The 24,660-nt window shown below is 43.3% G+C and carries 23 protein-coding genes; 3 read left to right on the forward strand and 20 right to left on the reverse strand.

What is annotated here, in order from left to right; translation table 11 throughout:
• Positions 1-65 precede the first annotated feature (65 nt).
• Positions 66-272 (forward strand): hypothetical protein, encoded by a 207-nt coding sequence (locus DYI25_RS11390; RefSeq protein WP_213368803.1) that lies wholly within the window; start codon positions 66-68, stop codon positions 270-272.
• A 341-nt stretch (positions 273-613) separates the two neighbouring features.
• On the opposite strand, the gene DYI25_RS11395 is transcribed toward DYI25_RS11390, so the two are convergent.
• The 6 genes from DYI25_RS11395 to DYI25_RS11420 form a co-directional block, all read right to left on the reverse strand.
• Entirely contained in the window at positions 614-1,126 is a 513-nt protein-coding gene (locus tag DYI25_RS11395) for an adenine phosphoribosyltransferase (RefSeq protein ID WP_213368805.1), read from the reverse strand.
• The gene (gene recJ, locus DYI25_RS11400; RefSeq protein WP_213368806.1) at positions 1,117-3,483 is read right to left on the reverse strand and encodes a single-stranded-DNA-specific exonuclease RecJ; all 2,367 of its coding nucleotides are present in this window, start codon (positions 3,481-3,483) and stop codon (positions 1,117-1,119) included. Before recJ ends, DYI25_RS11395 begins: the two co-directional genes overlap by 10 nt.
• A 165-nt stretch (positions 3,484-3,648) precedes the next feature.
• A complete protein-coding gene (locus DYI25_RS11405) occupies positions 3,649-3,966 on the reverse strand; it encodes a LapA family protein (protein WP_213368807.1) in 318 nt (105 codons plus the stop codon).
• Positions 3,967-3,986: 20 nt separating this feature from the next.
• A complete protein-coding gene (locus DYI25_RS11410) occupies positions 3,987-4,910 on the reverse strand; it encodes a cation diffusion facilitator family transporter (RefSeq protein ID WP_213368808.1) in 924 nt (307 codons plus the stop codon).
• Between the two features lie 301 nt (positions 4,911-5,211).
• Positions 5,212-7,482, reverse strand: coding sequence for a protein translocase subunit SecDF (gene secDF / locus DYI25_RS11415; RefSeq protein WP_213368809.1), 2,271 nt, complete (start codon positions 7,480-7,482; stop codon positions 5,212-5,214).
• A 203-nt stretch (positions 7,483-7,685) separates the two neighbouring features.
• Positions 7,686-7,982: a post-transcriptional regulator gene (locus DYI25_RS11420; RefSeq protein ID WP_213368810.1), complete on the reverse strand. Its 297-nt coding sequence runs from the start codon at positions 7,980-7,982 to the stop codon at positions 7,686-7,688.
• Positions 7,983-8,105: 123 nt separating this feature from the next.
• Here DYI25_RS11420 and spoVB point away from each other — a divergent pair, with 123 nt between their 5' ends.
• Positions 8,106-9,668 carry a stage V sporulation protein B gene (gene spoVB / locus DYI25_RS11425; protein WP_213368812.1) on the forward strand — a complete coding sequence of 521 codons (1,563 nt, stop codon included), beginning with the start codon at positions 8,106-8,108 and terminating at the stop codon, positions 9,666-9,668.
• Between the two features lie 65 nt (positions 9,669-9,733).
• Here spoVB and DYI25_RS11430 read toward each other — a convergent pair whose 3' ends face one another.
• Positions 9,734-10,396 (reverse strand): DUF421 domain-containing protein, encoded by a 663-nt coding sequence (locus DYI25_RS11430; RefSeq protein ID WP_213368814.1) that lies wholly within the window; start codon positions 10,394-10,396, stop codon positions 9,734-9,736.
• Between the two features lie 187 nt (positions 10,397-10,583).
• Between DYI25_RS11430 and DYI25_RS11435 the strand changes: the two genes are divergently transcribed.
• On the forward strand, positions 10,584-10,970 hold the full coding sequence (locus tag DYI25_RS11435; protein ID WP_213368816.1) for a TIGR04086 family membrane protein: 387 nt from the start codon (positions 10,584-10,586) through the stop codon (positions 10,968-10,970).
• 43 nt (positions 10,971-11,013) lie between these two features.
• Here the strand turns inward: DYI25_RS11435 and yajC are convergent, their stop codons facing one another.
• The 13 genes from yajC to nadB form a co-directional block, all read right to left on the reverse strand.
• Entirely contained in the window at positions 11,014-11,286 is a 273-nt protein-coding gene (gene yajC, locus DYI25_RS11440) for a preprotein translocase subunit YajC (RefSeq protein ID WP_213368817.1), read from the reverse strand.
• A gap of 71 nt (positions 11,287-11,357) precedes the next feature.
• The gene (gene tgt / locus DYI25_RS11445; protein ID WP_213368819.1) at positions 11,358-12,497 is read right to left on the reverse strand and encodes a tRNA guanosine(34) transglycosylase Tgt; all 1,140 of its coding nucleotides are present in this window, start codon (positions 12,495-12,497) and stop codon (positions 11,358-11,360) included.
• A 256-nt stretch (positions 12,498-12,753) separates the two neighbouring features.
• Entirely contained in the window at positions 12,754-13,782 is a 1,029-nt protein-coding gene (queA, locus tag DYI25_RS11450) for a tRNA preQ1(34) S-adenosylmethionine ribosyltransferase-isomerase QueA (protein WP_213368821.1), read from the reverse strand.
• A 60-nt stretch (positions 13,783-13,842) separates the two neighbouring features.
• Positions 13,843-14,049 carry a DUF2905 domain-containing protein gene (locus DYI25_RS11455; RefSeq protein WP_213368823.1) on the reverse strand — a complete coding sequence of 69 codons (207 nt, stop codon included), beginning with the start codon at positions 14,047-14,049 and terminating at the stop codon, positions 13,843-13,845.
• The gene (gene ruvB, locus DYI25_RS11460) at positions 14,046-15,047 is read right to left on the reverse strand and encodes a Holliday junction branch migration DNA helicase RuvB (RefSeq protein ID WP_213368825.1); all 1,002 of its coding nucleotides are present in this window, start codon (positions 15,045-15,047) and stop codon (positions 14,046-14,048) included. Before ruvB ends, DYI25_RS11455 begins: the two co-directional genes overlap by 4 nt.
• Before the next feature lie 68 nt (positions 15,048-15,115).
• Positions 15,116-15,724: a Holliday junction branch migration protein RuvA gene (ruvA, locus tag DYI25_RS11465; protein ID WP_213368827.1), complete on the reverse strand. Its 609-nt coding sequence runs from the start codon at positions 15,722-15,724 to the stop codon at positions 15,116-15,118.
• A 153-nt stretch (positions 15,725-15,877) separates the two neighbouring features.
• On the reverse strand, positions 15,878-16,438 hold the full coding sequence (locus DYI25_RS11470) for an intercompartmental signaling factor BofC (RefSeq protein ID WP_213368829.1): 561 nt from the start codon (positions 16,436-16,438) through the stop codon (positions 15,878-15,880).
• 331 nt (positions 16,439-16,769) lie between these two features.
• Positions 16,770-17,480, reverse strand: a complete 711-nt coding sequence (locus DYI25_RS11475) for a YhcN/YlaJ family sporulation lipoprotein (protein ID WP_213368831.1) — start codon at positions 17,478-17,480, stop codon at positions 16,770-16,772.
• Between the two features lie 101 nt (positions 17,481-17,581).
• The gene (locus DYI25_RS11480) at positions 17,582-18,562 is read right to left on the reverse strand and encodes an aminoglycoside phosphotransferase family protein (RefSeq protein WP_213368833.1); all 981 of its coding nucleotides are present in this window, start codon (positions 18,560-18,562) and stop codon (positions 17,582-17,584) included.
• On the reverse strand, positions 18,552-20,525 hold the full coding sequence (gene safA, locus DYI25_RS22610) for a SafA/ExsA family spore coat assembly protein (RefSeq protein ID WP_213368835.1): 1,974 nt from the start codon (positions 20,523-20,525) through the stop codon (positions 18,552-18,554). Before safA ends, DYI25_RS11480 begins: the two co-directional genes overlap by 11 nt.
• A 168-nt stretch (positions 20,526-20,693) precedes the next feature.
• Positions 20,694-21,800: a quinolinate synthase NadA gene (gene nadA, locus DYI25_RS11490; RefSeq protein WP_213368837.1), complete on the reverse strand. Its 1,107-nt coding sequence runs from the start codon at positions 21,798-21,800 to the stop codon at positions 20,694-20,696.
• Positions 21,766-22,653 (reverse strand): carboxylating nicotinate-nucleotide diphosphorylase, encoded by an 888-nt coding sequence (gene nadC, locus DYI25_RS11495; protein ID WP_213368839.1) that lies wholly within the window; start codon positions 22,651-22,653, stop codon positions 21,766-21,768. Before nadC ends, nadA begins: the two co-directional genes overlap by 35 nt.
• Positions 22,622-24,247 carry an L-aspartate oxidase gene (gene nadB, locus DYI25_RS11500; protein ID WP_213368841.1) on the reverse strand — a complete coding sequence of 542 codons (1,626 nt, stop codon included), beginning with the start codon at positions 24,245-24,247 and terminating at the stop codon, positions 22,622-22,624. Before nadB ends, nadC begins: the two co-directional genes overlap by 32 nt.
• Between the last annotated feature and the right edge of the window lie 413 nt (positions 24,248-24,660).

Here is a 24,660-nt window from a genome sequence, read left to right on the forward strand (position 1 = left end):
CCGCCTAAAACGCCACATCGTGTGGCTGGCGGGTCTGCACGTCCTGTGCCTTAGAGGGCCGACCGGTGAAGTCGTTCTTTGACTTCATTGGGCGGACCGAAACCGAAAAGTATAGCCGACTGTCCAGAAACGCAGAAACTGGAGACTCCGACAAAGAAGCGCTTTTTGCTTCTGCGGGCGGAGTTGAAGTTTCAGAGTTTCTAGGAGGCGACACTAGACAATTCGAAAAGCGAAGGCGACTGCTCAACTCCGACAAGCGCTGGAGGGCCTGACAGTGAAGTCGTTCTTTGACTTCATTGGCAGGACCGAAGCGGCTCGAGGGGCTAGGCGCTGGAGCTAGACAATTCTCGAAGTGAATTGTCTACATTCTTATTCTTAAATGAAAATCCTTTATTCACAATAATTATTCTTATAAAGGATTGTTACTATTATCAAAGAAAAAATCGAAGATGTAAAGAGAAAGGAAGAGATTTTACTGTAGAAATTAAAAAAATTGTCGAAAGATATTTTATTTCATTCAATTATAGGTTTTTTTTAGCATGCCTGCCTGCCTTTGGATGAATTTCTTCTCAATATAAGAAAAGGGCACTTCGAAATGAAGCGCCCGGTCAATTTAATATTGCATCAAGGTTAAAATATCATAGCCATCCAGCTTATTACGGCCATCGAGATAAGTAAGTTCAATCAGGAAGGCGATACCTGCCACGATTCCTCCTAGTTCTTCAACTAGCTTGATCGTTGCATCAATCGTTCCGCCAGTTGCTAGCAAGTCATCGGTGATCAGGACTCTTTGCCCTGGTTTGATTGCGTCTTTATGGATTGTTAAAACGTCACTGCCATATTCAAGTCCGTAATTGACCTTGATAGTTTCGCGCGGAAGCTTTCCTTCCTTCCTGACAGGAGCGAAACCGACGCCATGTGCATAGGCAACCGGACAACCGATGATGAAGCCGCGGGCTTCTGGACCGACTACAAGGTCGATTTGCTTTTCACGGGCATATGCCACGATTTGGTCTGTTGCATATCTATAAGCATCGCCATTGTCCATTAAGGTTGTGATGTCCTTAAATTTAATGCCGGGCTTTGGCCAATCGGGAACGATTGTTACAAATTGTTTCAAATCCATTGAATAATTGCCTCCTCATTTTTCACCGACTCTTGAATGAATTGGTCAAACCAACTCTTCAATTGCTCATACGATGAGTAGAGCAATTCATTTTCAAGAGTGAATGCTTGCACCTTGTGCTGATATGTTTTGGATTCAGATAAGTCCCTCTTTGGGACATCTTCTACTAGTGAAATAAACCCATTGTTTATTTTAACAAAATCTAGTTCAAAAAACACCTGTGACATAAAATCTATTGTTTCTTTTGTCCATCCACGATACTTGGCGAGATCATCTCCATAGCGCTTCAGGTCAAATGGTCCTTTCTTTGCGAGAAAAGCGTAGAACCATTTGAAATGCTCCCGTGTTGGCATGGTGGTAAAGAAATCACTATTTTCTTTAAAAAAATGAGCATAGATCCTTCCCGGATTTTTTCCCGCGAATAACTTTTCCAGGATATCTTTGGAAGGCGGCAGGTCCAGCAAAACGACATTTGACTGGTTAAAACCTACTTGTTCAGCTTCCAATTCGGAGGTTACCAGTTCCAATGAGTCTCCAATAAAAGGAGAAAACTTATTCTTTAATTCAGGGTTAAAGAGAATCCATTTAATATGATCCCCTGGGATCATTTCTGGAAGCTTTTCCAATCTTTTAAGCCCGCGGAAATCGAATAGCTGCCAGGACTTGACGGCTACATCCCTGAGAAAAATCTGCGGCTTCCTGATATTGTTCCATTCGTTGATGGACAGTTCTCCAATGACAGATAGCTTCGAGCTTGGCGAGATATGGTCATGGAGATGGCCAAAGCCGAATCCAATTCCATCAATCACAGTACCTTCCTCTTCAAGGGCCAGCTTAAGATGTGACTGATCCGCCCCTATTTTTCTAAGGGTTGATATATTAGCTCCATCAATCAGGACCTTGGGTTTGGGGTTGCTAACGCCATATGGAGAAAGTTGTCCAAGTTCATTTATAGTTTCAATCGTAATCTCTTTAACACCAATCCTGGCATCGATATGAGATATAGGAATTAAATCTTCTTCTTTCAACTGATCTCTTGCAAGGGCATTCAATTTGGACCTTAATTCATCCACATCGTTAAGATTCAATGTCATGCCCGCTGCCATTGGATGGCCGCCAAAATGAGGAAGGATATCTCTGCAGGTTGATAAATTTTTAAAAAGATCGAAACCGGCGATACTGCGTGCAGAACCCTTTGCTAGCCCCTTCTCTTTATCAAAACTGAGCACGATTGTTGGGCGATAATATTTTTCAACGAGCTTGGAGGCTACGATGCCAATGACTCCTGCATTCCAACCTTCCTTGCCGACGACAAGAACTGAATTATCTTCTATGGGATAATGCATTTCAACTTCAGCAACTGCTTCTTCTGCAATTTGTGAAACAATGTTTTGCCGTTCTTTATTGATTGAATCAATCTCTTCCGCAAGCATCATCGCTTCTTCTGGATCATGGGTCATCATCAATTGCACAGCAGGGTCAGCGCTGCCAAGTCGGCCGGCTGCATTAACCCTCGGGCCAATCATAAAGCCTATTGTTTCTTCATCAATGGCTGTCCTATCTGTTTTAGCAAGTTTAAGCAGCGCATTCAAACCAGGTGTCTGGCTCGACTTCAACTTCTCTATTCCCCTCTGGGCAATCAGCCTGTTCTCTCCCAGCAGAGGTACAAGGTCGGCAATTGTCCCAATAGCTGCAAACTCCAATAAATGCTCTGGGACTCTCCCAAGCAATGCGTGTGCAACCTTAAAAGCGACACCTACACCAGCTAAATCCTTGAAAGGGTATACACTGTCGTCCAGCTTCGGATGGATGATCGTAAACGCATCCGGCAGGACCGGTCCAGGTTCATGGTGGTCCGTTATGATCAGGTCGACACCTAATTCTTTTGCAATAGTTGCTTCATGAAGAGCTGAAATCCCCGTATCGACAGTAATGATCAAGCCAACTCCGCTGTCTGCGGCATTCCGGAATGCTTTTTCATTAGGACCGTATCCTTCTGTAAAACGGTTCGGTATGTAATAGTCGGCGTTCGCCCCAAGTTCAGCCAGGGCTTTCATCATGACCGTCGTACTGCTCACACCATCTGCATCATAATCACCAAATACCCAAATGGGCTCCTGCGTATCTATTGCCTTATTGATCCGCTCAACTGCCTTATCCATATCCTTCAGCAAGAATGGGTCGTGAAATTCGCTTTTTTGCCCAAATAAAAAATACCGGGCATCTTCCACGGTATCCAGTCCGCGATTGACTAACAGAGAAGCAGTCAGATGATTTATGCTCAGATCCTTAGCGAGTGAATCTATTATTGTCTGGTCAGATTTTGTAACAATCCACCTTGATTTTGGCTTTAACATACGTTCACCTCTCAGCTTATTCATTATACAAAAGCGGCGAGGCGGTTTCAATGACAATGAATGCTAATAAGGTGCTTTTAATTTACGAATGGTATTGATTTATACTAAAGGGGTAGCAAATATATAAAAATGGCAGCATAATGATATGCTGCCATTTTCGCTAGATTAATGGATATCTTCGATTTGTTGTTTGTGTGCTGGGTCTTCCTGGACTGTGTCTTTTTGGGCCAGCTGGTCTTCGAGACCTTTGTTTTTCTTCTTCAATGCCTTTACTTCTCGCTGAAGAACAAACAGCCTGAACAGACCGACAGAGCCAACGATGATTCCGCCCATCAATACAGAGCCTAAAATGACCAAAATTAATGGCCATTCTGATTCCCCAAATAAATAGTTCACTGTTACTGGATCGACATTGATCACTGCAAAAACAGCGACAATCAATGCAAAAGCAAGTCCCAACAGCAATGTCCATTGAAACTTCATTCTATCTCCTCCCCTGAGACTTATTGAATATCTACGCCATCTTCGGAATTTCCACTCTCACTGTATGGATTAATATGGACCAGAACATTTTGGACATTTTTGTTTTCCATTAGTTTCTTTTTTACATTTTTTCCAATTCGGTGGCCCTGCTCTACGGTAATATGTGGATCAACAGATATCTTCAAATCAATGATAACATAGTGGCCGTGCTCTCTGGCATGCAATTCATCCAATTTTTTCACTTCTGGAATTGACTGGACAATTGTCCTGAATTCTTCTGTATCCTCATCGTGCAGTACATGGTCAAGGGTATTGTGGATCGACTCTTTGCCAAGTTTCCATGCCATCCTGATGACCAGCAAGGCTACAAGCAGCCCTGTCACCGGGTCGGCATACTCCAGCCAGCCAATTCCGAATATGCCGCCCAAAACAGCGGCACTAATTCCAATAAGGGCGGCTATAGATGAATAGACATCGGATCTATGCTCATACGCATTGACAATCAGCGCATCACTTTTCAATTGCTTCCCCAATCTGTATTTGTATCGGAACATTCCCTCTTTTACTATTATTGAAACGACAACGGCCACAATCGCTACTGATTTGGGAGGTTCAATAGGATGAAAGAATGCCTCTATCGATGATCTGCCGATTTCCACACCCACAAGCATCAATAATACTGCAACAATGATGGCAGCAATTGATTCGGCCTTTCCGTGACCGTAAGGATGGTCTTCATCCGGAGGAGCTTTCGCTGCCTTGAGACCTATGTATACAGCTAGTGAACCTGCTACATCGGAAGCAGAATGGACAGCATCCGCTACAAGCGCTTTACTGTTGGCATAGATGCCGACACCCCACTTCAATCCTGCAAGTACAATATTTCCTACAACGCCAACCATTGCGGCAAATTCAGCCTTCTTAAAACGAACATCTTTTTCCAATTGCAAAAATCCTCCCTATGCAAAGCTTTTAATCCACGTCCCTTTTCCACCATGATTAGTCTGTCGGCATTCCTTTTATTTTATCCTGAAAAATGGCTTTTCTAACCAATAAAAACAAAAAAGCGCAAGCGTCTCGAGGAGTTAGGAGCCGCAGCTAGACAGGTGACTTGAGGGGCTAGGCGCTGGAGCTGGATTAAGAAAACCATATATAGTTATCCACAAAAAAATTATTTTATCATTTCCTAGACAGCGAAAAAATACCACGGGGGACCCGTGGTATTTTAGTTTTGCTTTTATTATTTTATACTTGCGGCTCATCTGAGTAGACTTTCTTTTCCTTGTAAGTCTTGATGGTGCCTTTCTTCTTAAGCTCTTTCTTTTTCCAAACATACCATAGCTGTGCAGCGATGAAGATGGAAGAATACGTACCGGCAATCAAACCAATTAGAAGAGCGAAAGAGAAATTCCAGATTGATGTACTGCCGAAAATCAACAGTGCAACGACTGTTATGACAACAGTCAGGATTGTGTTGACCGAGCGGCCTAATGTTTGACGCAGTGAAGAATTCACGACATCGGCAATATCTTCCGGTGTCTTCAAGCGTTTTTTCTTCACCATATTCTCACGCATCCTGTCAAAAGTAACAATCGTATCGTTGATCGAATAACCAACAATTGTCAGGACGGCTGCAATGAAGGTGATATCAACTTCAAGCCTAGTGAGACTGAATAGAACAATGATAAAGAAAGCGTCGTGAAGAAGTGCCACAATAGCAGCTAACGCCATATAGATTTCAAAGCGGATCGTTACATAAATAATGATTCCGACTGATGCAATTGCAACAGCAATCATGGCATTTTTAGCGAGTTCTTTACCGATTGTTGGTGAAACAGTTCCAACATTCGGCTCAGCACCATATTTTTCTTTAAAGTGGGATTTTAGCTCAGAGATTTGATCCTTGGTTAAAACCACTTTAAATCGAGCTACACCAATTTCGCCATTATCACCAGAAATGACGATATCGTTTGATTCCAGATCAACTTGTTTAAGTTCTTCCTTCAATTGTTCCGCTGTCAGCCTGCTGTCAGACAAGACTTCTACCCTTGTGCCGCTTGCAAAATCGATTCCAAGATTCAGGCGGAATACGAGGAGTGCAATCAAACCTATGCCGATTAAAACTGCTGAAGCAGTAAAGAACTTATTGCGACTCTTAATGAAATCAAATCGATCAAATTTAGTTTTTAAATCAAGTGAATCTAAGCCTTCAGAAATATCATGGACTTCACTTTGCTTAACACCGAACAAGCCTGGCTTGTTCTTGAATAATCCACTGTTCACGAGCAAGCCAAGGAATAATCTTGCTCCAAAGACTGCTGTAATGAAGCTAGCGAGGATACTGATGATTAACATTGTCGCAAAGCCTTTAACAGAGCTTGTCCCATATGCAAATAATACAATGGCTGCCAGCAATGTCGTAATGTTGGCATCAAAAATCGTTGACAGGGAGCCTTTGCTGCCCGCATCGAAAGCGGCTTTGATATTACGGCCAACCTTCAATTCCTCTTTTATACGTTCATAAGTTATGATGTTGGCATCTACCGCCATGCCGACACCAAGGATTAATGCCGCGATACCCGGCAGAGTTAGAACGCCATTCATCCAGTCAAAGACTAGCAGGATGAGGTAAACGTAAATTGACAACGTAATAACCGCGACGATTCCAGGTATACGGTAGAAAATCAGCATAAATACGAAAACAGCAAGAATACCGATGATTCCGGCGAAAATTGTTTCATTTAAAGCCTGTTCACCAAACTTGGCTCCTACAGATGTAGAGTATGTCTCTTCTAGATTAACCGGTAATGATCCCGCATTAAGCAATGAAGCAAGCTGTTGTGCTTCTTCAATTGTAAAATTACCAGTGATTTCAACATTCTTTTGATTTAAAATCTTATCAACATTAGGGTTGGAAAGGAATTTAGGTTCTGGCTTCATTCTTTCTTCTTTATAGGAATCTTTCCCGTCTTCGAAATCAAGCCAGATAATCAGCTGATTTTCCGGATACATATCCCGGATTTCCTTCGTGATTTCCCCGAATTGATCGCCGTCTTTCAATGTAATCGAGATGCTTGGCTTGTTTTGCTGGTCAAAGCTTTGCTTCGCACCGTTTTCTTCCAAGTCACTGCCATCCATCATGACGCGGTCGTTCACGTCACGGAAAGTAAGGTTTGCTTCAGTAGAAAGGATTTCACGTGCTTTATTCTGGTCTTTTACGCCAGCGAGCTGAACGCGTATCCGATCATCTCCTTCGATTTGGATATTCGGTTCACTGACACCAAGAACGTTGACCCTTCGCTCTAGAGCTTCAGCAGTGCTCTTCAACGTTTCGCGGTCAACTTTCTCGCCCTCTTTTCCATTTAGAGGCCTAACTTCATATAGAACCTCAAAACCACCCTGCAGGTCCAGACCTAACTTAATATCTTTCAATATATTCTGGGTTGTTGCACCCATGGCACTTCCAATTAAGATAACCAGCAAAAAGAAGGCCACGATGCGGCTGCGTTTTACCATTATGTATAAATCCTCCTTATTCTTCGCACAAACATGCTGCCAGACAAATAAAACAATAAGACTATAGAAAATAGGCAGTAGCCAATTTATAGCATTCTAATTATGTAACAGTTTAAAAAAACTGTCAATTAAGCATTGCCGCTATCCCCATAAAGAAAGTCTCTCCCTAGAATAAATCGCGTTCTGGATTGACTAATCCCCTTCTACTTAAGAAGTTCCTTTCGCTCCTCTTCGTCTTCAAGCGTAAAATCTCCTAATTTGAAGGCTTCGACGGTAGTGAAATTCATTATGTCCCCGATTTTGGCTGATAAAATATCAGCGACGATTTCATATACTTGAATCTCTTCTTTTGGTTTTTTCCATTTTTTCTTAGTGAGATAATCCCATAATTCTTTTTCTTTAACTTTTTCATATCCGAATATTTTGAATTCTTCAACTTTGCTTTCTAATGCCGGCTTCACTTGATTGTAAAACCGTCCGTATTGATGGCTTGGATTCATCCCCTGGCCCCCTCGTCCAATTTTCTAGTCTTTTAATGTTTTAACCTTGTCATGCTTTGTCCACTTTCTTGCATATAGTTAATTGTATATGAAATATGCATTTTTGAGAAGGCAGGGAGCGGAATGTCGAAGTTTTTAAAAGGAACATTTATTTTGTTGATGGCCGGGCTCGTCACGAGAGTGCTTGGTTTCATAAATCGAATCGTCATTGCACGTTTCATCGGTGAAGAAGGTGTTGGTCTTTATATGATGGCCTTCCCCACTATGGTGCTTGTCGTGACGATTACACAGCTGGGTCTCCCAGTTGCGATTTCAAAAAATGTGGCTGAAGCCGAGGCAAGAGGCGACTTCCGAAAGGTCAAGAAAATCCTTGTCGTTTCGCTGGCAACCACAATATCTCTATCTCTTGTCTTTACACCAGCGCTCATTTTCCTTGCTCCATACTTGTCCGAGACATTGTTTACGGATCCTAGGACGCAATGGCCGTTGCTCGCCATCGCTCCGATTGTGCCAATCGTGGCTATATCTTCGGTTCTCCGCGGCTACTTCCAGGGAAGGCAGAACATGAAGCCATCAGCCACTTCTCAGGTTATTGAACAGCTTGTCCGGATAACCTTGATTGCAGTACTGACAAAGGCCTTCATGCCGTATGGTATAGAATATGCTGCTGCCGGCGCAATGATTGCATCTGTCATGGGGGAGCTTATATCATTAATTTATTTAATGACAACCTTTAAGCTCAGAAAAAGTTTCCGGTTGCGGAAAAACTTTTTTCAATTCGTCAATTCCGGAAAATCCACGTTTAATGACCTTATGAAAATCGCATTGCCTACAACGGGATCGAGACTGATTGGCTCGGTTTCCTGGTTTTTCGAACCGATTGTTGTGGCGCACAGCCTGGCAATTGCTGGCGTTGCGGCCGTTGCGGCTACAAAACAGTACGGAGCTTTGACTGGGTTCGCTATGCCATTGTTGTTACTGCCATCGTTTATCACCTATTCCCTATCGACTTCTCTTGTCCCGGCAATCAGCGAAGCTAACTCAAAGAAAAATCCGAAAGTAATCGAGTACCTTTTGCAGCAGTCTCTTCGCTTTTCACTTTTAACAGGCGGCCTTGCAGTCGTCGTCCTGTACGTACTGGCAGAACCACTAATGACGTTAATGTATGGGACTTCAAATGGTTCACAGTTCATAAAGCTAATGGCACCTTTCTTCCTTTTTTATTACTTTCAGGGGCCGCTTCAGGCAGCACTGCAGGCTCTTGATTTAGCAAGAGCAGCAATGATTAACAGCCTGATCGGGAACCTCGCCAAGACTGCTGTCATTTTCCTGTTGGCAAGTCAGCCTGCCTTTGGCATCAATGGTGTAGCACTTGGGATGGTAATGGGGATTGTTCTGATCACTCTGCTGCACTTTGCTACAATGCTTAAGGCTGTCTCCTTTTCCTTCTATATAAAGGATTACATTAAGATGTTTGGGCTTATCATATTTTCAGGATCTCTGGGGTTTCTTCTCTGGGGCTTGTTGGATGAAAGCCTTGGACTTACCGTTAAAGTCATGATAAGTACCGTCTTAATGGGGGGCTTATATATAGTTCTCGCCATTGCTCTTGGCTTGATCAGGAAAAATGAACTTCTGAGAATCCGGTCTGCCGTATCATCCTTTTTCAAGAAAACAATTAAGTAAAAGCTACCCTTGATTATTTTTTTAAAATAGATCCATGAAAAAAACGTGGATATTCCTCCACGTTTTTATGTGTCTTTCATATCGATATAGAATTCACCATTTTGAAAACTGCAGAAAGAAATAGCCTTGGTATCTTCATATCCTTTTTTCTTTAACTCCTGAAGCAGCCAAACTCTTGATTTGTCAATCAAATAAAGATTGTCTTGCTGGATTTCCCCGTCAACGATTAATGGCAGGGTTAGACTTCCATTGTCCTCTTGTCCATCCTTGTTTCCCTGAGTTTTTTGGAAAATAGAAAGTGTCCCCGATGGCTCCAGGATCGCATATTTGACATCAGCTATGTTCCCCACGTCCTTTTCACGCAATTGAAGAAGCAAATCATCAAAGTTATACCTTTGCGATCTCATCGCCTTCTCGTCTATTTTCCCGTTATTAATGATTATTGTCGGCTTTCCATCCACGATATCCCTGAACTTTTTGCTTTTAAGTGAAATGATTGCCAGCGTAATTTGAATGATGACAAGTATACTGATTGGGAGAAGAGTGTTGACCAAGGGATCTTTCGTATTTTCTATGGCCATGGATGCCATCTCAGCGATCATGATATAGACAACCAAATCCAGGATGCTCAATTCACCGATTTCCCTTTTTCCCATTAAACGAAAAATCAACAGGATCAATAAATAAAGGAGAACTGTCCTAAAAAGGATGATGAAATATTGTTCCACTTTTCCCCCGCCCTTCACGCAGCATTCCTCTTTAGTCTTTTACGCAGAACCAAAATAATACTTATTGTTTCAGTAATTTTTTAGAGAGCTCCTGAATAAAAACTGATTCTATTTGTCCTTTTTCGTGAATATGCTTGTACTAGGCAATTCCCGTTTAGAGGGATTAGATCAGAGAGGAGAGGGGTTAATGGAATCCAAAAGTTTAGGCAGGGCCGTCCTGTACGGAGTGATTGCAATATTCCTATTGGCAATCGTGAGCAGTTTGATATTTTCTCTTCTATTAAGGTTCACTTCCGTCCAAGAGTCTTCGCTTCAATACGTCATGACATCTATTTCTTTTTTATCCATTTTCATTGGCGGCTTTATCACTGGCGGGAACGGAAAAGAAAAAGGCTGGATGATTGGGGGAGCTACCGGGCTGGCTTATTCTGTGATTATTTTCCTGTTCCAATACCTGGGTTATGACAGCTTATTCTCGCTTGAACAAATCATCTACCATATTTGCTATATTCTGACGGCAATGATGGGCGGCATCCTCGGTGTAAACATCGTTGGCGGGCCATCAAAGGCATAAAAAAAGAAGCGGATTCGCAAATCCGCTTCTTTTTTAATTGTTTTTATACCCCTGCAGATTCCTTGACATCGCGAATCGCAGCGCGGTCATATGTAAGACGGCTTCCGTCTCCACATTTGATGACAACTGTACCTTCATCAATTGCATCGACAATTCCATGCAAACCGCCGATCGTTACTACCTTATCACCTTTTGCAAGATCACTCTGCATTTGCTGAACCGCTTTCTGCCTCTTTTGCTGAGGGCGGATCAGTAAAAAGTAGAACAATACAAACATCAGCAATAGCGGGAATACTGTACCTACTAATCCTTCCATTCATTTCCCCTCCTTTCATTGGTTTAGGCCTTGTCCGCTTAGCGAAAATAGCCTTATTAAAAGCAGTGTATTTAGAAGTTTTTGGCATTTGGTTTATTAAAACCATATTGCTCAAAGAACTCTTCTCTAAAGTCCCCCAGACGGTCTTCACGAATCGCCTGTCTGACCTGCTCCATTAAGTTTATCAGAAAATGTAGATTATGATAAGAAGTAAGTCGAATTCCGAATGTTTCATCCGTTTTGATCAAGTGGCGGATGTATGCTCTGCTGTAATTTCGGCAAGTATAGCAATCACAATTAGGGTCCAATGGGCCAAAGTCGCGTGCAAACTTCGCGTTCTTTACAACTAATCTGCCCTCACTTGTCATCAATGTCCCATTTCTGGCAATACGTGTTGGCAATACACAGTCGAACATATCGATTCCGCGGATGGCGCCGTCAATCAATGAATCCGGTGAACCTACACCCATCAAATAGCGCGGCTTATTCGATGGAAGCCAAGGGGTTGTGAAATCAAGTACCCTGTTCATGACATCCTTCGGTTCGCCGACTGAAAGGCCGCCGACAGCGTAGCCCGGGAAGTCCATGGAAACCAGGTCCTTCGCGCTCTGCTTTCTCAATTCTTCATATTCCCCACCCTGGACGATACCGAATAACCCCTGATCCTGTGGACGCTGATGCGCTGTCAGACAACGCTCTGCCCAGCGAGAGGTCCTTTCCACCGACTTTTTCATGTAATCATATTCGGCAGGGTATGGCGGACATTCATCGAATGCCATCATGATGTCAGAACCAAGCGCGTTCTGGATTTCCATCGCTTTTTCCGGTGAAAGGAAAAGCTTGTCCCCGTTCAAATGATTGCGGAAGTGTACGCCTTCCTCTTCAATTTTCCTGAACTCGCTCAAAGAGAACACCTGGAATCCACCTGAATCTGTGAGGATGGCACGGTCCCAGTTCATAAATTTATGCAGGCCGCCTGCCTCCTTGACGATTTCATGACCAGGCCTTAACCAGAGATGGTATGTGTTGCTTAAGATAATACCTGCACCCATCTCAACCAATTCTTCAGGTGACATTGTTTTAACGGTTGCCAGTGTGCCAACCGGCATGAAGACAGGAGTTTCAAAAGATCCGTGAGGTGTATGTACACGGCCAAGCCTTGCTCCTGTTTGCTTACAGGTCTTAATTAATTCGTAACGGATTGCTGACAATGTTTAAGCTCCTTCCAGAAGTACAAATTCATTATTGTGTTTTTATTTGGCTGTTTTCGTAAAGATTGTTGTTAAAATCCTAAAGCCGATTTTAACGTAATAGAACGCTGTTTGGTAGTTCGGTACTAAGTTTGCATGCTCTTTTCTCATAACAATAGGCTACTTTGGGAAGAAAAATAGTTCATTCACTACTATTTTCTAATCAATAGCAACAAAGTTTGAGAAAAGAGCCTTTTATTTTTAGAAGCATGAAAATCTATAAAATCAACATTGCATCGCCGAAGCTGAAAAAGCGATACCTTTCCTCTACTGCTTTGTTATAGGCATTAAGAACATTTTCCCGTCCAGCCAAAGCACTCACCAGCATGATTAACGTCGACATTGGCAAATGAAAATTGGTAATCATCCCATCGATTGCTTTGAACTCATATCCAGGATAAATGAAGATATTGGTCCAGCCATTTTCAGCGACAAATTTACCGTCATTAGCTGTGGCAATGGTTTCAAGCGTCCGCGTTGAAGTTGTGCCCACGGTAATGATACGTCCGCCCTGCTCACGTACCGAGTTCAACAGCAATGCTGTTCCTTCTGTCACCTGGTAAAACTCTGAATGCATGTCATGCTCTTCGATCGAATCAACACTGACAGGCCTGAATGTTCCCAAACCAACGTGAAGAGTGATAAAAGCAATATGGATACCCATTTCCTTAATTTCCTCAAGCAGCTCTTCTGTAAAATGCAAACCAGCCGTCGGTGCTGCCGCAGAACCTCGTTCTCTTGCAAAAACAGTCTGGTATCTGTCCTTGTCCTCCAGCTGTTCCTTAATATATGGCGGAAGAGGCATTTCACCGAGCTGTTCCAGCACTTCATAAAAAATACCGTCATATGAAAACTTAAGATTCCTGCCGCCATGTTCGGCTTCCCCAGTGCATTCTGCAGTTAAAAGTCCATCTCCAAAGACGATTTTTGTGCCTTCCTTCACTCTCTTCGCCGGTTTTACAAGCGTTTCCCATTCATCTCCCTCAAGCTGTTTCAGGAGAAGGACTTCAATTTTAGCTCCCGTTTCTTCTTTCATCCCGAAAAGCCTGGCCGGAAGAACTTTTGTGTCATTCAGGACTAGGCAATCACCCGGCTCGAGATAGTTTTTGATATTCTTGAAAACATCATGTTCTATACTGCCAGATTCCTTATTTAAGACCATCAGCCTGCTTTCCGCTCTTTGTTCGAGCGGAGTCTGGGCAATCAGTTCTTCTGGCAAATGGAAATCAAACAAATCTACTTTCATGTTGTCACCCTTACTAAGTTTTCTTTATATTTCAGGTTAAAACTATACGCTGCTGACAGTTCATCTGAATCGGCCGATAAAATAAAATATGGCTGATAGGATAATGCTTGCCAGGATGGACGTCACAATTGGAAAGTAAAAGGTCGTGTTGCCCTTCTTAATGACGATGTCTCCAGGCAGCCTTCCTATATTGACAAACTGCATGATAAAGCCAATGATGAAAATGACTGCTCCGGCAATCATCACAAATTTTGCCGCTCCTGTCATCGTTCAGGCACCTCCATTTGGAAATGTCGGTAAACGGCCTCCGTTACAACCCTGCCCCTGGGAGTCCTCTGCAAAAAACCAATTTGCAATAGGTACGGTTCATACACATCTTCAATCGTCTGTGATTCCTCACCGATGGTGGCGGAAATTGTCTCTAATCCAACTGGGCCGCCGCGGTATTTTTCGATTATGCCTTTAAGCAATTTGTGGTCAATATGGTCGAGGCCAAGACGGTCTACCTGCATCAGTTCCAAAGCCTCTTTGGCTAGGGTTTCCTCAACAGCCCCATTGCCACGAACCTGGGCAAAGTCACGGACACGCTTCAACAAGCGATTGGCAATTCGCGGCGTCCCTCTAGACCTTCTGGCAAGCTCCTGGGCTGCAAGCCAATCAATTTCAGTTTCCAGAAGCTCAGCTGTCCTGACAACAATATCCGTCAGCTGCCTCTCATTATAGTATTCCAACCTGCTCAAAACTCCAAACCTGTCTCTTAATGGAGCGGACAATGAACCAGCACGAGTTGTAGCACCAACAAGCGTGAATGGCGGAAGGTCAAGCCTGACAGATCGGGCACTTGGTCCTTTGCCAATGACGATATCCAGACAGAAGTCTTCCATTGCAGGATAAAGTACTTCTTCAATCGTTCTTGGAAACCTGTGAATTTCATCAATGAACAGGACATCGCCAGGCTCTAACGCCGTCAGAATGGCTGCAAGATCTCCAGGCCTTTCAATTGCCGGTCCGGAGGTCGTTCTCAGATTGACTCCCATTTCATTGGCGATGATTGCCGCCAGCGTTGTCTTGCCTAAACCAGGTGGTCCATAGAGCAATACATGATCCAGCGTTTCACGTCTCATTTTAGCGGCTTCAATAAACACTTCAAGGTTTGCCTTTACTTTATCTTGGCCGATATATTGTCTGAGTGTCTGTGGTCGCAGGCTTTGCTCAAATGAAACATCCTGGTCGCCCGCTTCACTGGAGATGATTCGTTCTTCCATCTGTTTCTCACCCTTCTAATAAGCTGGTTAACCGAACTGGCAGGTCTTCGTTCAGTTCTAACACAGCGTTACTTTAATAGCTTCTGCAATGCTTTTTTGATATATTGGTCTGTCGTCAATTTTTCTTTCTTCAGATCTGGAGTGATCTTGCGAATTTCCTTTTCAGAGTACCCCAGTGCTTTCAGTGCCAGAACTGCCTCATCAAATTCGGTCGACTGGGTTATGGTTGCTGCTACCTCGTCCGAATTAAAAAGGTTAGGGAAATAATCTGGTACAAGATCATGCAGCTTCCCCTTTAAATCGAGGATCATTTGTCTCGCAGTCTTCTTTCCAACCCCAGGGAACTTTACCAGGAACGACTCATCTTCATTTTCAATTGCTTGAACCACTTGACCCGGTTCCCCTGACGCAAGGATGGCCAGGGCCCCTTTCGGACCGATTCCCGATACATTCAATAGCCTTGTGAAAAGTGCCTTCTCTTCACGATTCTTAAATCCATACAAAGCAATTAAATCTTCTCTTACATAATGATATGTAAATATACAAACCTCTTTACCTGCTTCTTTTGTAAATACAAATGGGTTTGGTGTCATAATCTGATAACCAATCCCGCTGTTTTCAATCACTATATATTCAGGACCGACAAAATCGACGGTGCCTTTTATGAATTCATACAATACTCTCGCCCCTCTGCTTTGCTGTAACTCATTTTAACATACTCTTTTTAAAGGTATGAATAAAAATATACGAAAAGGCGAACGTATGATCATTTTTCTTTCTTTTAGGAAATATGTTCCTTTAAATTTAGATGAAACACAAATAAGAGCCAGTCAGCCCGGCTCTCCATTGATTTCCCTCACAGTATATGGTTTAAAAGTCTCTAATACCTCTTCATAGCATTTTTTATTTCGGATTGGAATCCCTTTTTTCAATTGATCTCGTTTAATACTTTCAAGTCTGCCAAGATCGATTTGAAAGAACGATTGAATGATATTCGAACCATCGGGCCTTCCATTAAAAATAGTAAGGACCCCCTCATCTGACAACCCGAAATATCCATTCGCCTTCAAAAGCGGTGATATATCATCATATTCCTGTCTGAACACAGCCTTTTTCTCTTCCATATCTACTAGCTGCCATTTGTCATATTTGGCCCAAAAGTCTTCCATAGACCAAATGGTTTCCTCAATCCGTTCCTCACTCATTTCACCATCAAGATAGACTCTTTGCAGGATGATTGTGACCTTAAGAGGTTCATTGATTTCATGGACTGCTTCTTCAGGCTTCTCAGCAAAAACCGGCTCTGTCTGAAGTACTAAACTGTATCCCAAAAGACTGATTAGGAGCATAACAGCTGTACTGAACGCTTTTAATAATTTGATTGAAGCCATTGCTGTCCACCTCTCTTATTTGCTAAAATTTGATCAATTTCTTTTTCACTAATAGTGTAGCCAAAATTATCTTATTTATCCTTTTTAAAAGAAGGCTGTTTTTTCGTAAAGATTGTTGTTAAAATCCTAAAGCCGATCTTAACGTAATAGAACGCCATTCTATAGTTCGGTATTAAGTTTGCATGCTCTTTTCTCATAACAAGAGGGTACTTTGGGAAGAAAAATAGTTCATTCACTCCTATTTTGTAATCAATAACAACAAAGTTTGAGAAATGAGCGTAAAACAAAGCATGAAAATAGAAGGCAGAAGTCACTCTGCCTTCTATTTTGATTATGGGTTGAAGTTGAGGCTTTCCCTCGGATTTCCATTCTTCCGGTCATAATCAATATTCCTTGTTCTGCTGAAAGTTCCTTCATCCTCTATAATATTCAGCTCTCTGTCTTCAATATATGGGAGGACTGCCTTCCTGATTTTCTCTTTTGTTTGTTTTTTCAATGACTTATCTTTAAAAGTCACGGCAATTTCAACTTTCTGGCCAAACAATACAGATCTCACTTTATCGACATTGTCGACAGACTCGGCGGCAATCCCTACTTTGCGGGCCAATCTGTTATCTTGTTCAGTATTAAAATATATTCTTGCCTGGCCGCTTCCCCTTTGCTCATTCAGGTGTCCATGGTAATTTAAATCACCCCGGCTATATTTATTATCTCTTTGGAAAAAGTTATGGTCATGGTCAGATCGCGGGACGGTTGGATTCGGAGGATTGCCATTTTCATCTCTGGACTGGAGCATCCTCCGTTTTCTGCTTTCTGCGGCTAATCCCTCTTTCCCAAAATTATGGTCAAAAATTTCCGTGATCGCACCTTCTCTATCATCCATCACGTCAATTTCATTCCCTTTTTCATTCGAGTAATAGCCAAGTGGCTGCCCACGGTCGGTATTCCGTCCCTGAACAGCTGCTTCATCATTTCCGTTACAAGCCGTCACTCCTATTGTGAGCAAGGAAACTATAGGTACGAACAACATCCTTTTGTTCAATCGAAAAACCCCCATCCTAGCTAAAATGAGCACTTTTTAATGCTCATTATTAGGTTGCGGATGGGGCTGGATTTTCATTCTGACAGATACGTCCAAAAAACCTAACCATTTAGTCTTGATTTCACTTCTTCCTGGAATTGTTTCCTGTCCTGAAACTGGCTGACAGTCATTTCAACAATTGGTGCCAGATTATACGGTTTTGGCTGATTTCTTCCTCTTAACAAGCGATTCCACTCCCTTAAAATATCAGCAGGGTACAATAGCCCGTATAAAAAGGCATCAGAATTCAACCATTTATTCAAATGATCGATCCTTTCCAGTGACTTAAACTGCCAATTCAAGAAAGGCAGAATCCGATTTGCATACTGCAGCATATCATATGCTCTTGATCCAGAGCTGATCAAATCAAAATCAATTAAGTACAGCTTTCCTGTCTTTGAGCGAAGAAAATTGTGATGGGCTACATCTCCATGGAGGATGGATGGTGGCCCTGTTTCAAGATCTTTTCTCAAATTCACAAAATTCCTCAAAGAAAAATCCGCCCATTCCAGCAGATCTTCGGTAATAGCTTTATTCACATAGAAATTAACTCCTGGCAGGTTTTCGGTAAATTCATTCTTTCGATGGTGCCATTTTTTCGCTAAATCTGTTTTCGGAAGCATGCCAGCATACGAAGGAACAAGGACCGCTGTATGGTCATGGAACCTATTTAACAGTTCAACGCCTTCCTCTCTGTCTGCTTGAATTCCATAATCAAAACGCTTTTCATGATGGTCTATATATTCAATACAACCGTAGTATAACCCATGGAAATGAAGAGGATCTTTATTCTGATTATAAAATCGGTAGGATTGATCAAAACCGGATTTTCGTAAAGATGAAGCAAATGCTTCTTGAATCTTTAATTTCCGCAGATCTTTATACCCTTTTAAAATAAATCGGGTATTCTCTGTTTTAACGAGAAAGACATCTCCTCTTAAATGGGTCATTTCCTTAATTCCAATGTTGAGTTCACTGGTTAAATAAGAGAAGAGACGATTGAAAAAATAATCGTCTCCACCTCTCTTGATGTTAATATTCATTGCTCTCTTCATCTTCGAAACGCGGCATCGGCATACCATATCCTCCACCCATCGGACCTGCTCCATAAGGATTCATGAAACCCTGTGGACCCATGCCCATTTGATACCCATGGTATGGGTTAAGCTGCATACCTTGGGCACCTGGATACCCGTGATGCATATGGTGAGGATGCATACCTGGGGCAGAAGCACCTGGATAACCATAATGCATGTGGTGAGGATGGTGCATGCCTGCTCCCATCAAACCATAAGGAGCACCCATCGGTCCGCCACAACCACAATCTGTACCAGCGCCTTGAACCGCCTGCTTAGGCATCATCGGAGGCTGCATCATACCGCCGACCTGTGGCATTTGATTATCCATCATTCCACCGACCTGCGGCATCTGATTATCCATCATGCCGCCGACATGCGGCATTTGATTATCCATCATACCTCCTACTTGAGGCATCTGATTATCCATCATGCCGCCGACATACGGCATTTGATTATCCATAATTCCACCGACCTGCGGCATTTGATTATTCATCATTCCACCGACCTGCGGCATCATCGGCATCTGACCTTGCATCATTCCGCCGACCTGCTGTGGCATTTGGTGAGGCATCTGCCCTTGCATCATTCCCCCAACCTGCTGTGGCATTTGATGAGGCATCTGGCCCTGCATCATTCCCCCAACCTGCTGTGGCATTTGATGAGGCATCTGGCCCTGCATCATTCCGCCTACTTGCGGCATCTGATTATTATCCATCATGCCACCGACTTGCGGCATCTGAGGCATTGGCATATCCGAAGATTCATCATCCATCATGCCACCGACCTGTGGCATCGGCTGATTATCCATCATTCCTCCTGCCTGTGGCTGCAATGGCATTTGGTCCTCCATCGCTCCCGCTACCTGCGGCATATATGGCATCGGTTGCTGAAATCCCTGCTCATACGGCGGGCAGTAACCCGGTCCAGGCATTACAGGTGAAATAGGTACACCGTGGAAAGTAGGGCCAGTCATTTGTGGTCCAGTATGATGAGGCATATTTTCCCCCATAGTCGGGCTCAATGGCATCTGCATCTGGTCAAAAGATGATGAATCCATATCCTCGGCCGGCAATGCCATGTTTGGCATCATTCCTGGATACTGGGCCATTCCCTGTACCTGAGGGTATGGCATTTGCTGTCCTGGATAGCCATATGCAGGACCTGTCATAGAAGGTGCCCCTGGATAATTATTATAAGGATAAGGGATCATCGGCTGCTGGTAACCTCCTTGCATGAATGGCATCATTGATGGTGATTCATCCATGTAGTCATTTTTTTCAATCTTTATCTCTGGCTTGATTTCTGATTTCACATTCGGTTTCATCTCTGCTTTTTGTTGCAGAGGCTTCACCTCTGGTTTGACCTGCTGTTTGACTGGAGCCTTGACCTCAGGTTTGACTTCCGGGAAGATATTGTCTGGTTTAGGCGGGAGCTTCGGCTGCGGCTTTGGCTGTGGCTTTGGCTGTGGCTTTGGCTGTGGTGGGAGCTGCATATTGGCCATATTCATCATATAGTAATTGTTAATATCGATCTCAGGCTTAATTTGTACAGGCATCTTAGGTTTATATGGTTTAACAGGCTCTTCCTTCTTTACCGGTTTCGGCATTTCTTTCTTCGGCTGTTCCTTAACGGGAGCCTCCTTAGGCAATTCCTTCTTCACTTCTGGCATTGGCATCGGTTTCTCTTTGGCAATCGGCATTTCCTTTTTGCCACCCATATTGATTTTTGCTTGAGGCGTTCCACCTGTAATTGGAGCTTCTTTCTTTATCGTTCCTCCAGCAGTTGGAACTTTTATTTTCATACCGGGCATAATCATATCAGGGTTGCTGAGCTGTGCGTTCATCTGTTTCAGCTCTTCAAAGTTCACGCCGTACTTCTTGGCGATCTTCCAAAGAGTATCCCCTTTCTGTACGATATGGATTTTCACTCTGATTCCCTCCTATGGCATAAGTCCATATATTCTATGTTGGTGTGGGCAAATTGCTAACAATCTTCAAAAAAACTTATGCTTCTATGTAAATAAATATGTTTTTAAGCAGGAGATTAAGCTTTTCCCCAAAAAAAAAATCCTCCCCGGTGAGGGAAGGATTCCAGTTTATGATTGCTCAAGCATGCGGTTCAGGGCAAGCTTCGCGTTAAATGCTGTTTCTTCATCCACTTTTATAAGGTTAATTTCCTGACCCTGGATAACCGAGTCCAGACTCCAGGCCAGGTGCTGCAGGTCGATTCTATTCATTGTCAGGCATGGACACATATGAGGATTCAATGAAATAATCTGCTTATCAGGGTGTTGTGAAATCAGGCGGTTCACCAGATTCATTTCTGTCCCGACTGCCCAGGATGAGCCGGCAGGTGAAGCTTCGATTGCTTCAATAATATAATTTGTTGAACCTGCCTGATCAGACAAAGCAACAACCTCACGTGAGCATTCAGGGTGGACAATGATTTTCATGTCCAGGTATGCTTCGCGGACATGAGAGATATTTTCTACTGTGAAATTCTCATGGACAGAGCAATGGCCCTTCCAAAGGATGACCTTCACTTTTTCAAGTGGGCCATCGTATTCAAGGATATTCTCAATCGGGTTGTAAACTGCCATTTCATCTAGATTGACGCCGATATTAAAAGCAGTATTCCTGCCTAAATGCTGATCTGGAAGGAAAAGCAGGCGTTCTTTTTTTGAAAAAGCCCAGCGCACCATCTTCTCCGCGTTGGAAGACGTCACAGTAGCACCGCCATTTGCTCCTACAAATGATTTTATGGCTGCTGTGGAGTTCACATACGTTAACGGCAAAATAGTATCCCCAAACAGGACCTGCAGGAACTCCCATGCTCTTTCGGTCTGGTAAATATCCGCCATATCTGCCATTGAACAGCCCGCCCTCATATCAGGCAGGTAGACCTTCTGGCTCTCGGTTGTTAAAATGTCTGCCGTCTCCGCCATGAAATGGACGCCGCAAAACACAATATGTTCCGCTTCCCTGTTCTCTGCTGACAACTGGGCTAACTTCAATGAATCCCCTGTCACATCTGCGAATTGAATAACTTCATCCTTTTGATAATGATGACCAGGGATAAAAAGTTTCTTGCCCATTTTCTCCTTAATATTCTTGATCATATCCTCAAGTTCCTGGACGGACATGTTTTTGTATTTTTCAGGAAGCATCCTAGATTTGGCTTCGAGCGCCTCCAATATATTCATATGCTACAGCCCCTTTCGTTTCAGCCATCACTTTTGCGCTAATATCCAATGATTTTACAGAGTGCGTGAGAAAACCAAGAGAAATATAATCCACACCGCAATCCCTATAGCTATGGAGGTTATCGAGCGTAATGCCTCCAGATGCCTCTGTTAAAATTCCTGCTGGAACAACGCCGATCCATTCCTCGATTTGTTCTGGTGGCCTGTTATCGAACATGATGCAGTCAACTCCTGAGGCAATCGCTTCAAGAAGCTGGTCTTTTGTTTCAATCTCAACCTCTACCTTCACCATATGCCCAAGATTCGACCTTACTGCTTCAACTGCATTGCTGATTGAGCCTGCGAATGAGATGTGGTTATCTTTGATCATCACAGCGTCATATAACCCGTAACGATGGTTGAAACCCCCGCCGCATCGAACTGCATACTTCTCAAGCATCCGAAGACCCGGGGTGGTTTTACGCGTATCACAGATTCTCGTTTTTGCGCTGTTCAACACTCTAACAGCCTCATTGGTTTTCGTCGCAATCCCGCTCATCCGCTGCACAAGATTAAGTACGACTCTTTCTGCCTTAAGCAAAGAGGAAACCCTGCCAGTAATTAAGGCTAATTCTTGACCCTTACCGACTTTCTCTCCGTCTTTCACATTCACGGTAATTTGACTGCTCTCATCAAGCAGCCGGAAGCCTGTATGGATGATTTGCTCCCCGCAGAAAACCCCTTCATCTTTGGCGATTAAAACGAGACTTCCTTTGCTGTCATTTCCGAAAATCAGTTCACTGGTGACATCACGTTCACCAATATCTTCAATAAAAAATTGTTCAAGTAGCAAGCGCAGTTTGATTGAATTCATGCTTACCATCCTTTACGTTTTTTCGTTGATGGATGATTTGTTTTTTCATCCAATTGGCGTTATCTTCATGGGGAAAATCTTTCCGATAGTGCCCGCCCCTGCTTTCAGTCCTATCCAAAGCTGACTGTGTGATTAAGGATGCGGTAATGTACATGAACAGCCTATTTAGTTCAGATGGCTGCAAGTGGTCCAGCCGAGCTTCAAGCCATTCTTCCAGGCTGAACTGAGCGAGCCACTCATTCTGTAAGGTTAGCAATTCCTTCGTTCGGACGATCCCTGTCCGGTCCATCATTGTTTCTTTCAGTAAGGCCATATCTGGAAGCTCCCCGTCGAATACGGTTTGATTAAGGATACACATTCTGGCTTCTCTTTTAGCAACTTGATTAGGGATATCCATAATACTTGCTTCTTCTATATTGGCAACTTGATGGCTGTTGATCCAATCAGCAAGATTTCCGCCAACAAACATGCCTTCTAATAAGGAATTGCTCGCCAGTCTATTTGCTCCGTGGATTCCCGTACATGCCGCTTCACCAATTGCATAAAGTCCAGAGATGCTTGTTCGTCCATGCAAATCTGTCTTTACCCCGCCCATGATAAAATGGCTACCCGGGACAACGGGAATCAACCCTTTATCAATGTCTATCCCATGCTCAGAACAAAGCTTGCTGATTGTCGGGAAGCGGCTACTGAAATCATCGATGGTGGTGATATCTAAAAAGATTTGAATTCCTCTTCGCGAGTAGTCATAAATGGTTTGGGATACAATGTGCCGCGGTGCCAGGTCCTTCAACGGATGAATTCCATCCATGATCCGCTTTCCCTCTGCAGTTACAAGGACGCCCCCTTCACCCCTTACAGCTTCAGATATGAGGCCTCTTGTCTTTCCATCGACATAAAGAAGTGTGGGGTGAAACTGGACAAATTCCATATCGGCAAGCTCCGCACCTGCCCTATAGGCCAGTGCCATTCCATCCCCGGTTGTCGTATCGGCATTAGAGGTAAAGGCGAATACCTGCCCACAGCCGCCCGTAGCAAGGACAACGTGGGGAGCAAGATAAGTTTCATTCGTTCCGTCCATGCACTTAGCTTTAACACCGATACAGCGAGTCCCTTCACTATCTAAAATTAGCTCATATACGAATGTGGATTGTTCAATTGAAATATTGGCATCCAGGTTCGAGAGCAAAAAGTCGACCATATGCTTACCCGTCGCATCGCCTCCGCTGTGGACAATCCTCTTTTCACTATGGGCTCCTTCCATCCCAAGAAGCAATTTTCCTTCTCCGTCTTCATCAAAGCGGCAGCCTGATTGCCATAATCCCTTGATCAACTCCGGTGCTTTTTTGGTGATTTCAAGGACAGCTTCAGAATTATTATGATGACCTCCCGCTTCCATTGTGTCGAGATAATGGAAGTAAGGGTCATCACTCGGTGCAACCGCTGCTGCTACTCCACCCTGTGCAAGATAAGAATTGCCCGCTGTCATTTCCTTCTTTGTGAGAATAATCACATTTAAATCCTTCGGTAATTTATTGGCCAATTGCAGTGCGGCAATACCACTGCCAACAATGATTACATTTGATTGTTTCATATAATGATAGCCTCCTGGATTAACAGGTGTCTTGACATATATATTTACACACATTTACACTGTTGACAAGAACTTTTATTTTGATCATTGGGAAAAGCAAGAGGAAGTAAGACTGCATGGACTGTACGATTTGTGACCGTAATGAGAACAAAACCAAGTTTACGGGCACAAGTTGGTTCATCTTGTGACCGAGATTCGTTAGAAAGCCTGATTTCGGGCTCAAGTTGGTTCTTCTTGTGACCGAGATTTGAAAGAAAGTCTAATTTCGGAGACAAGTTGGCACTTCTTGTTACCGAGAATCGTTAGAAAGCCTGATTTCGGGCTCAAGTTGGTTCCTCTTGTTACCGAGAATCGTTAGAAAGCCTGATTTCGGGCTCAAGTTGGTTCTTCTTGTTACCGAGATTCGTTAGAAA

Source organism: Mesobacillus boroniphilus, assembly GCF_018424685.1.
Classification (GTDB): domain Bacteria; phylum Bacillota; class Bacilli; order Bacillales; family Cytobacillaceae; genus Mesobacillus; species Mesobacillus boroniphilus_A.

Coding starts and splice junctions, on each gene's coding strand:
- DYI25_RS11395 (WP_213368805.1), bottom strand. CDS start 1,126: ATGGATTTGAAACAATTTGTAACAATCGTTCCCGATTGGCCAAAGCCC.
- recJ (WP_213368806.1), bottom strand. CDS start 3,483: ATGTTAAAGCCAAAATCAAGGTGGATTGTTACAAAATCTGACCAGACA.
- DYI25_RS11405 (WP_213368807.1), bottom strand. CDS start 3,966: ATGAAGTTTCAATGGACATTGCTGTTGGGACTTGCTTTTGCATTGATT.
- secDF (WP_213368809.1), bottom strand. CDS start 7,482: ATGGTAAAACGCAGCCGCATCGTGGCCTTCTTTTTGCTGGTTATCTTA.
- DYI25_RS11420 (WP_213368810.1), bottom strand. CDS start 7,982: ATGAATCCAAGCCATCAATACGGACGGTTTTACAATCAAGTGAAGCCG.
- spoVB (WP_213368812.1), top strand. CDS start 8,106: ATGTCGAAGTTTTTAAAAGGAACATTTATTTTGTTGATGGCCGGGCTC.
- DYI25_RS11435 (WP_213368816.1), top strand. CDS start 10,584: ATGGAATCCAAAAGTTTAGGCAGGGCCGTCCTGTACGGAGTGATTGCA.
- yajC (WP_213368817.1), bottom strand. CDS start 11,286: ATGGAAGGATTAGTAGGTACAGTATTCCCGCTATTGCTGATGTTTGTA.
- queA (WP_213368821.1), bottom strand. CDS start 13,782: ATGAAAGTAGATTTGTTTGATTTCCATTTGCCAGAAGAACTGATTGCC.
- DYI25_RS11455 (WP_213368823.1), bottom strand. CDS start 14,049: ATGACAGGAGCGGCAAAATTTGTGATGATTGCCGGAGCAGTCATTTTC.
- ruvB (WP_213368825.1), bottom strand. CDS start 15,047: ATGGAAGAACGAATCATCTCCAGTGAAGCGGGCGACCAGGATGTTTCA.
- DYI25_RS11470 (WP_213368829.1), bottom strand. CDS start 16,438: ATGGCTTCAATCAAATTATTAAAAGCGTTCAGTACAGCTGTTATGCTC.
- DYI25_RS11480 (WP_213368833.1), bottom strand. CDS start 18,562: ATGAATATTAACATCAAGAGAGGTGGAGACGATTATTTTTTCAATCGT.
- nadA (WP_213368837.1), bottom strand. CDS start 21,800: ATGAATATATTGGAGGCGCTCGAAGCCAAATCTAGGATGCTTCCTGAA.
- nadC (WP_213368839.1), bottom strand. CDS start 22,653: ATGAATTCAATCAAACTGCGCTTGCTACTTGAACAATTTTTTATTGAA.
- nadB (WP_213368841.1), bottom strand. CDS start 24,247: ATGAAACAATCAAATGTAATCATTGTTGGCAGTGGTATTGCCGCACTG.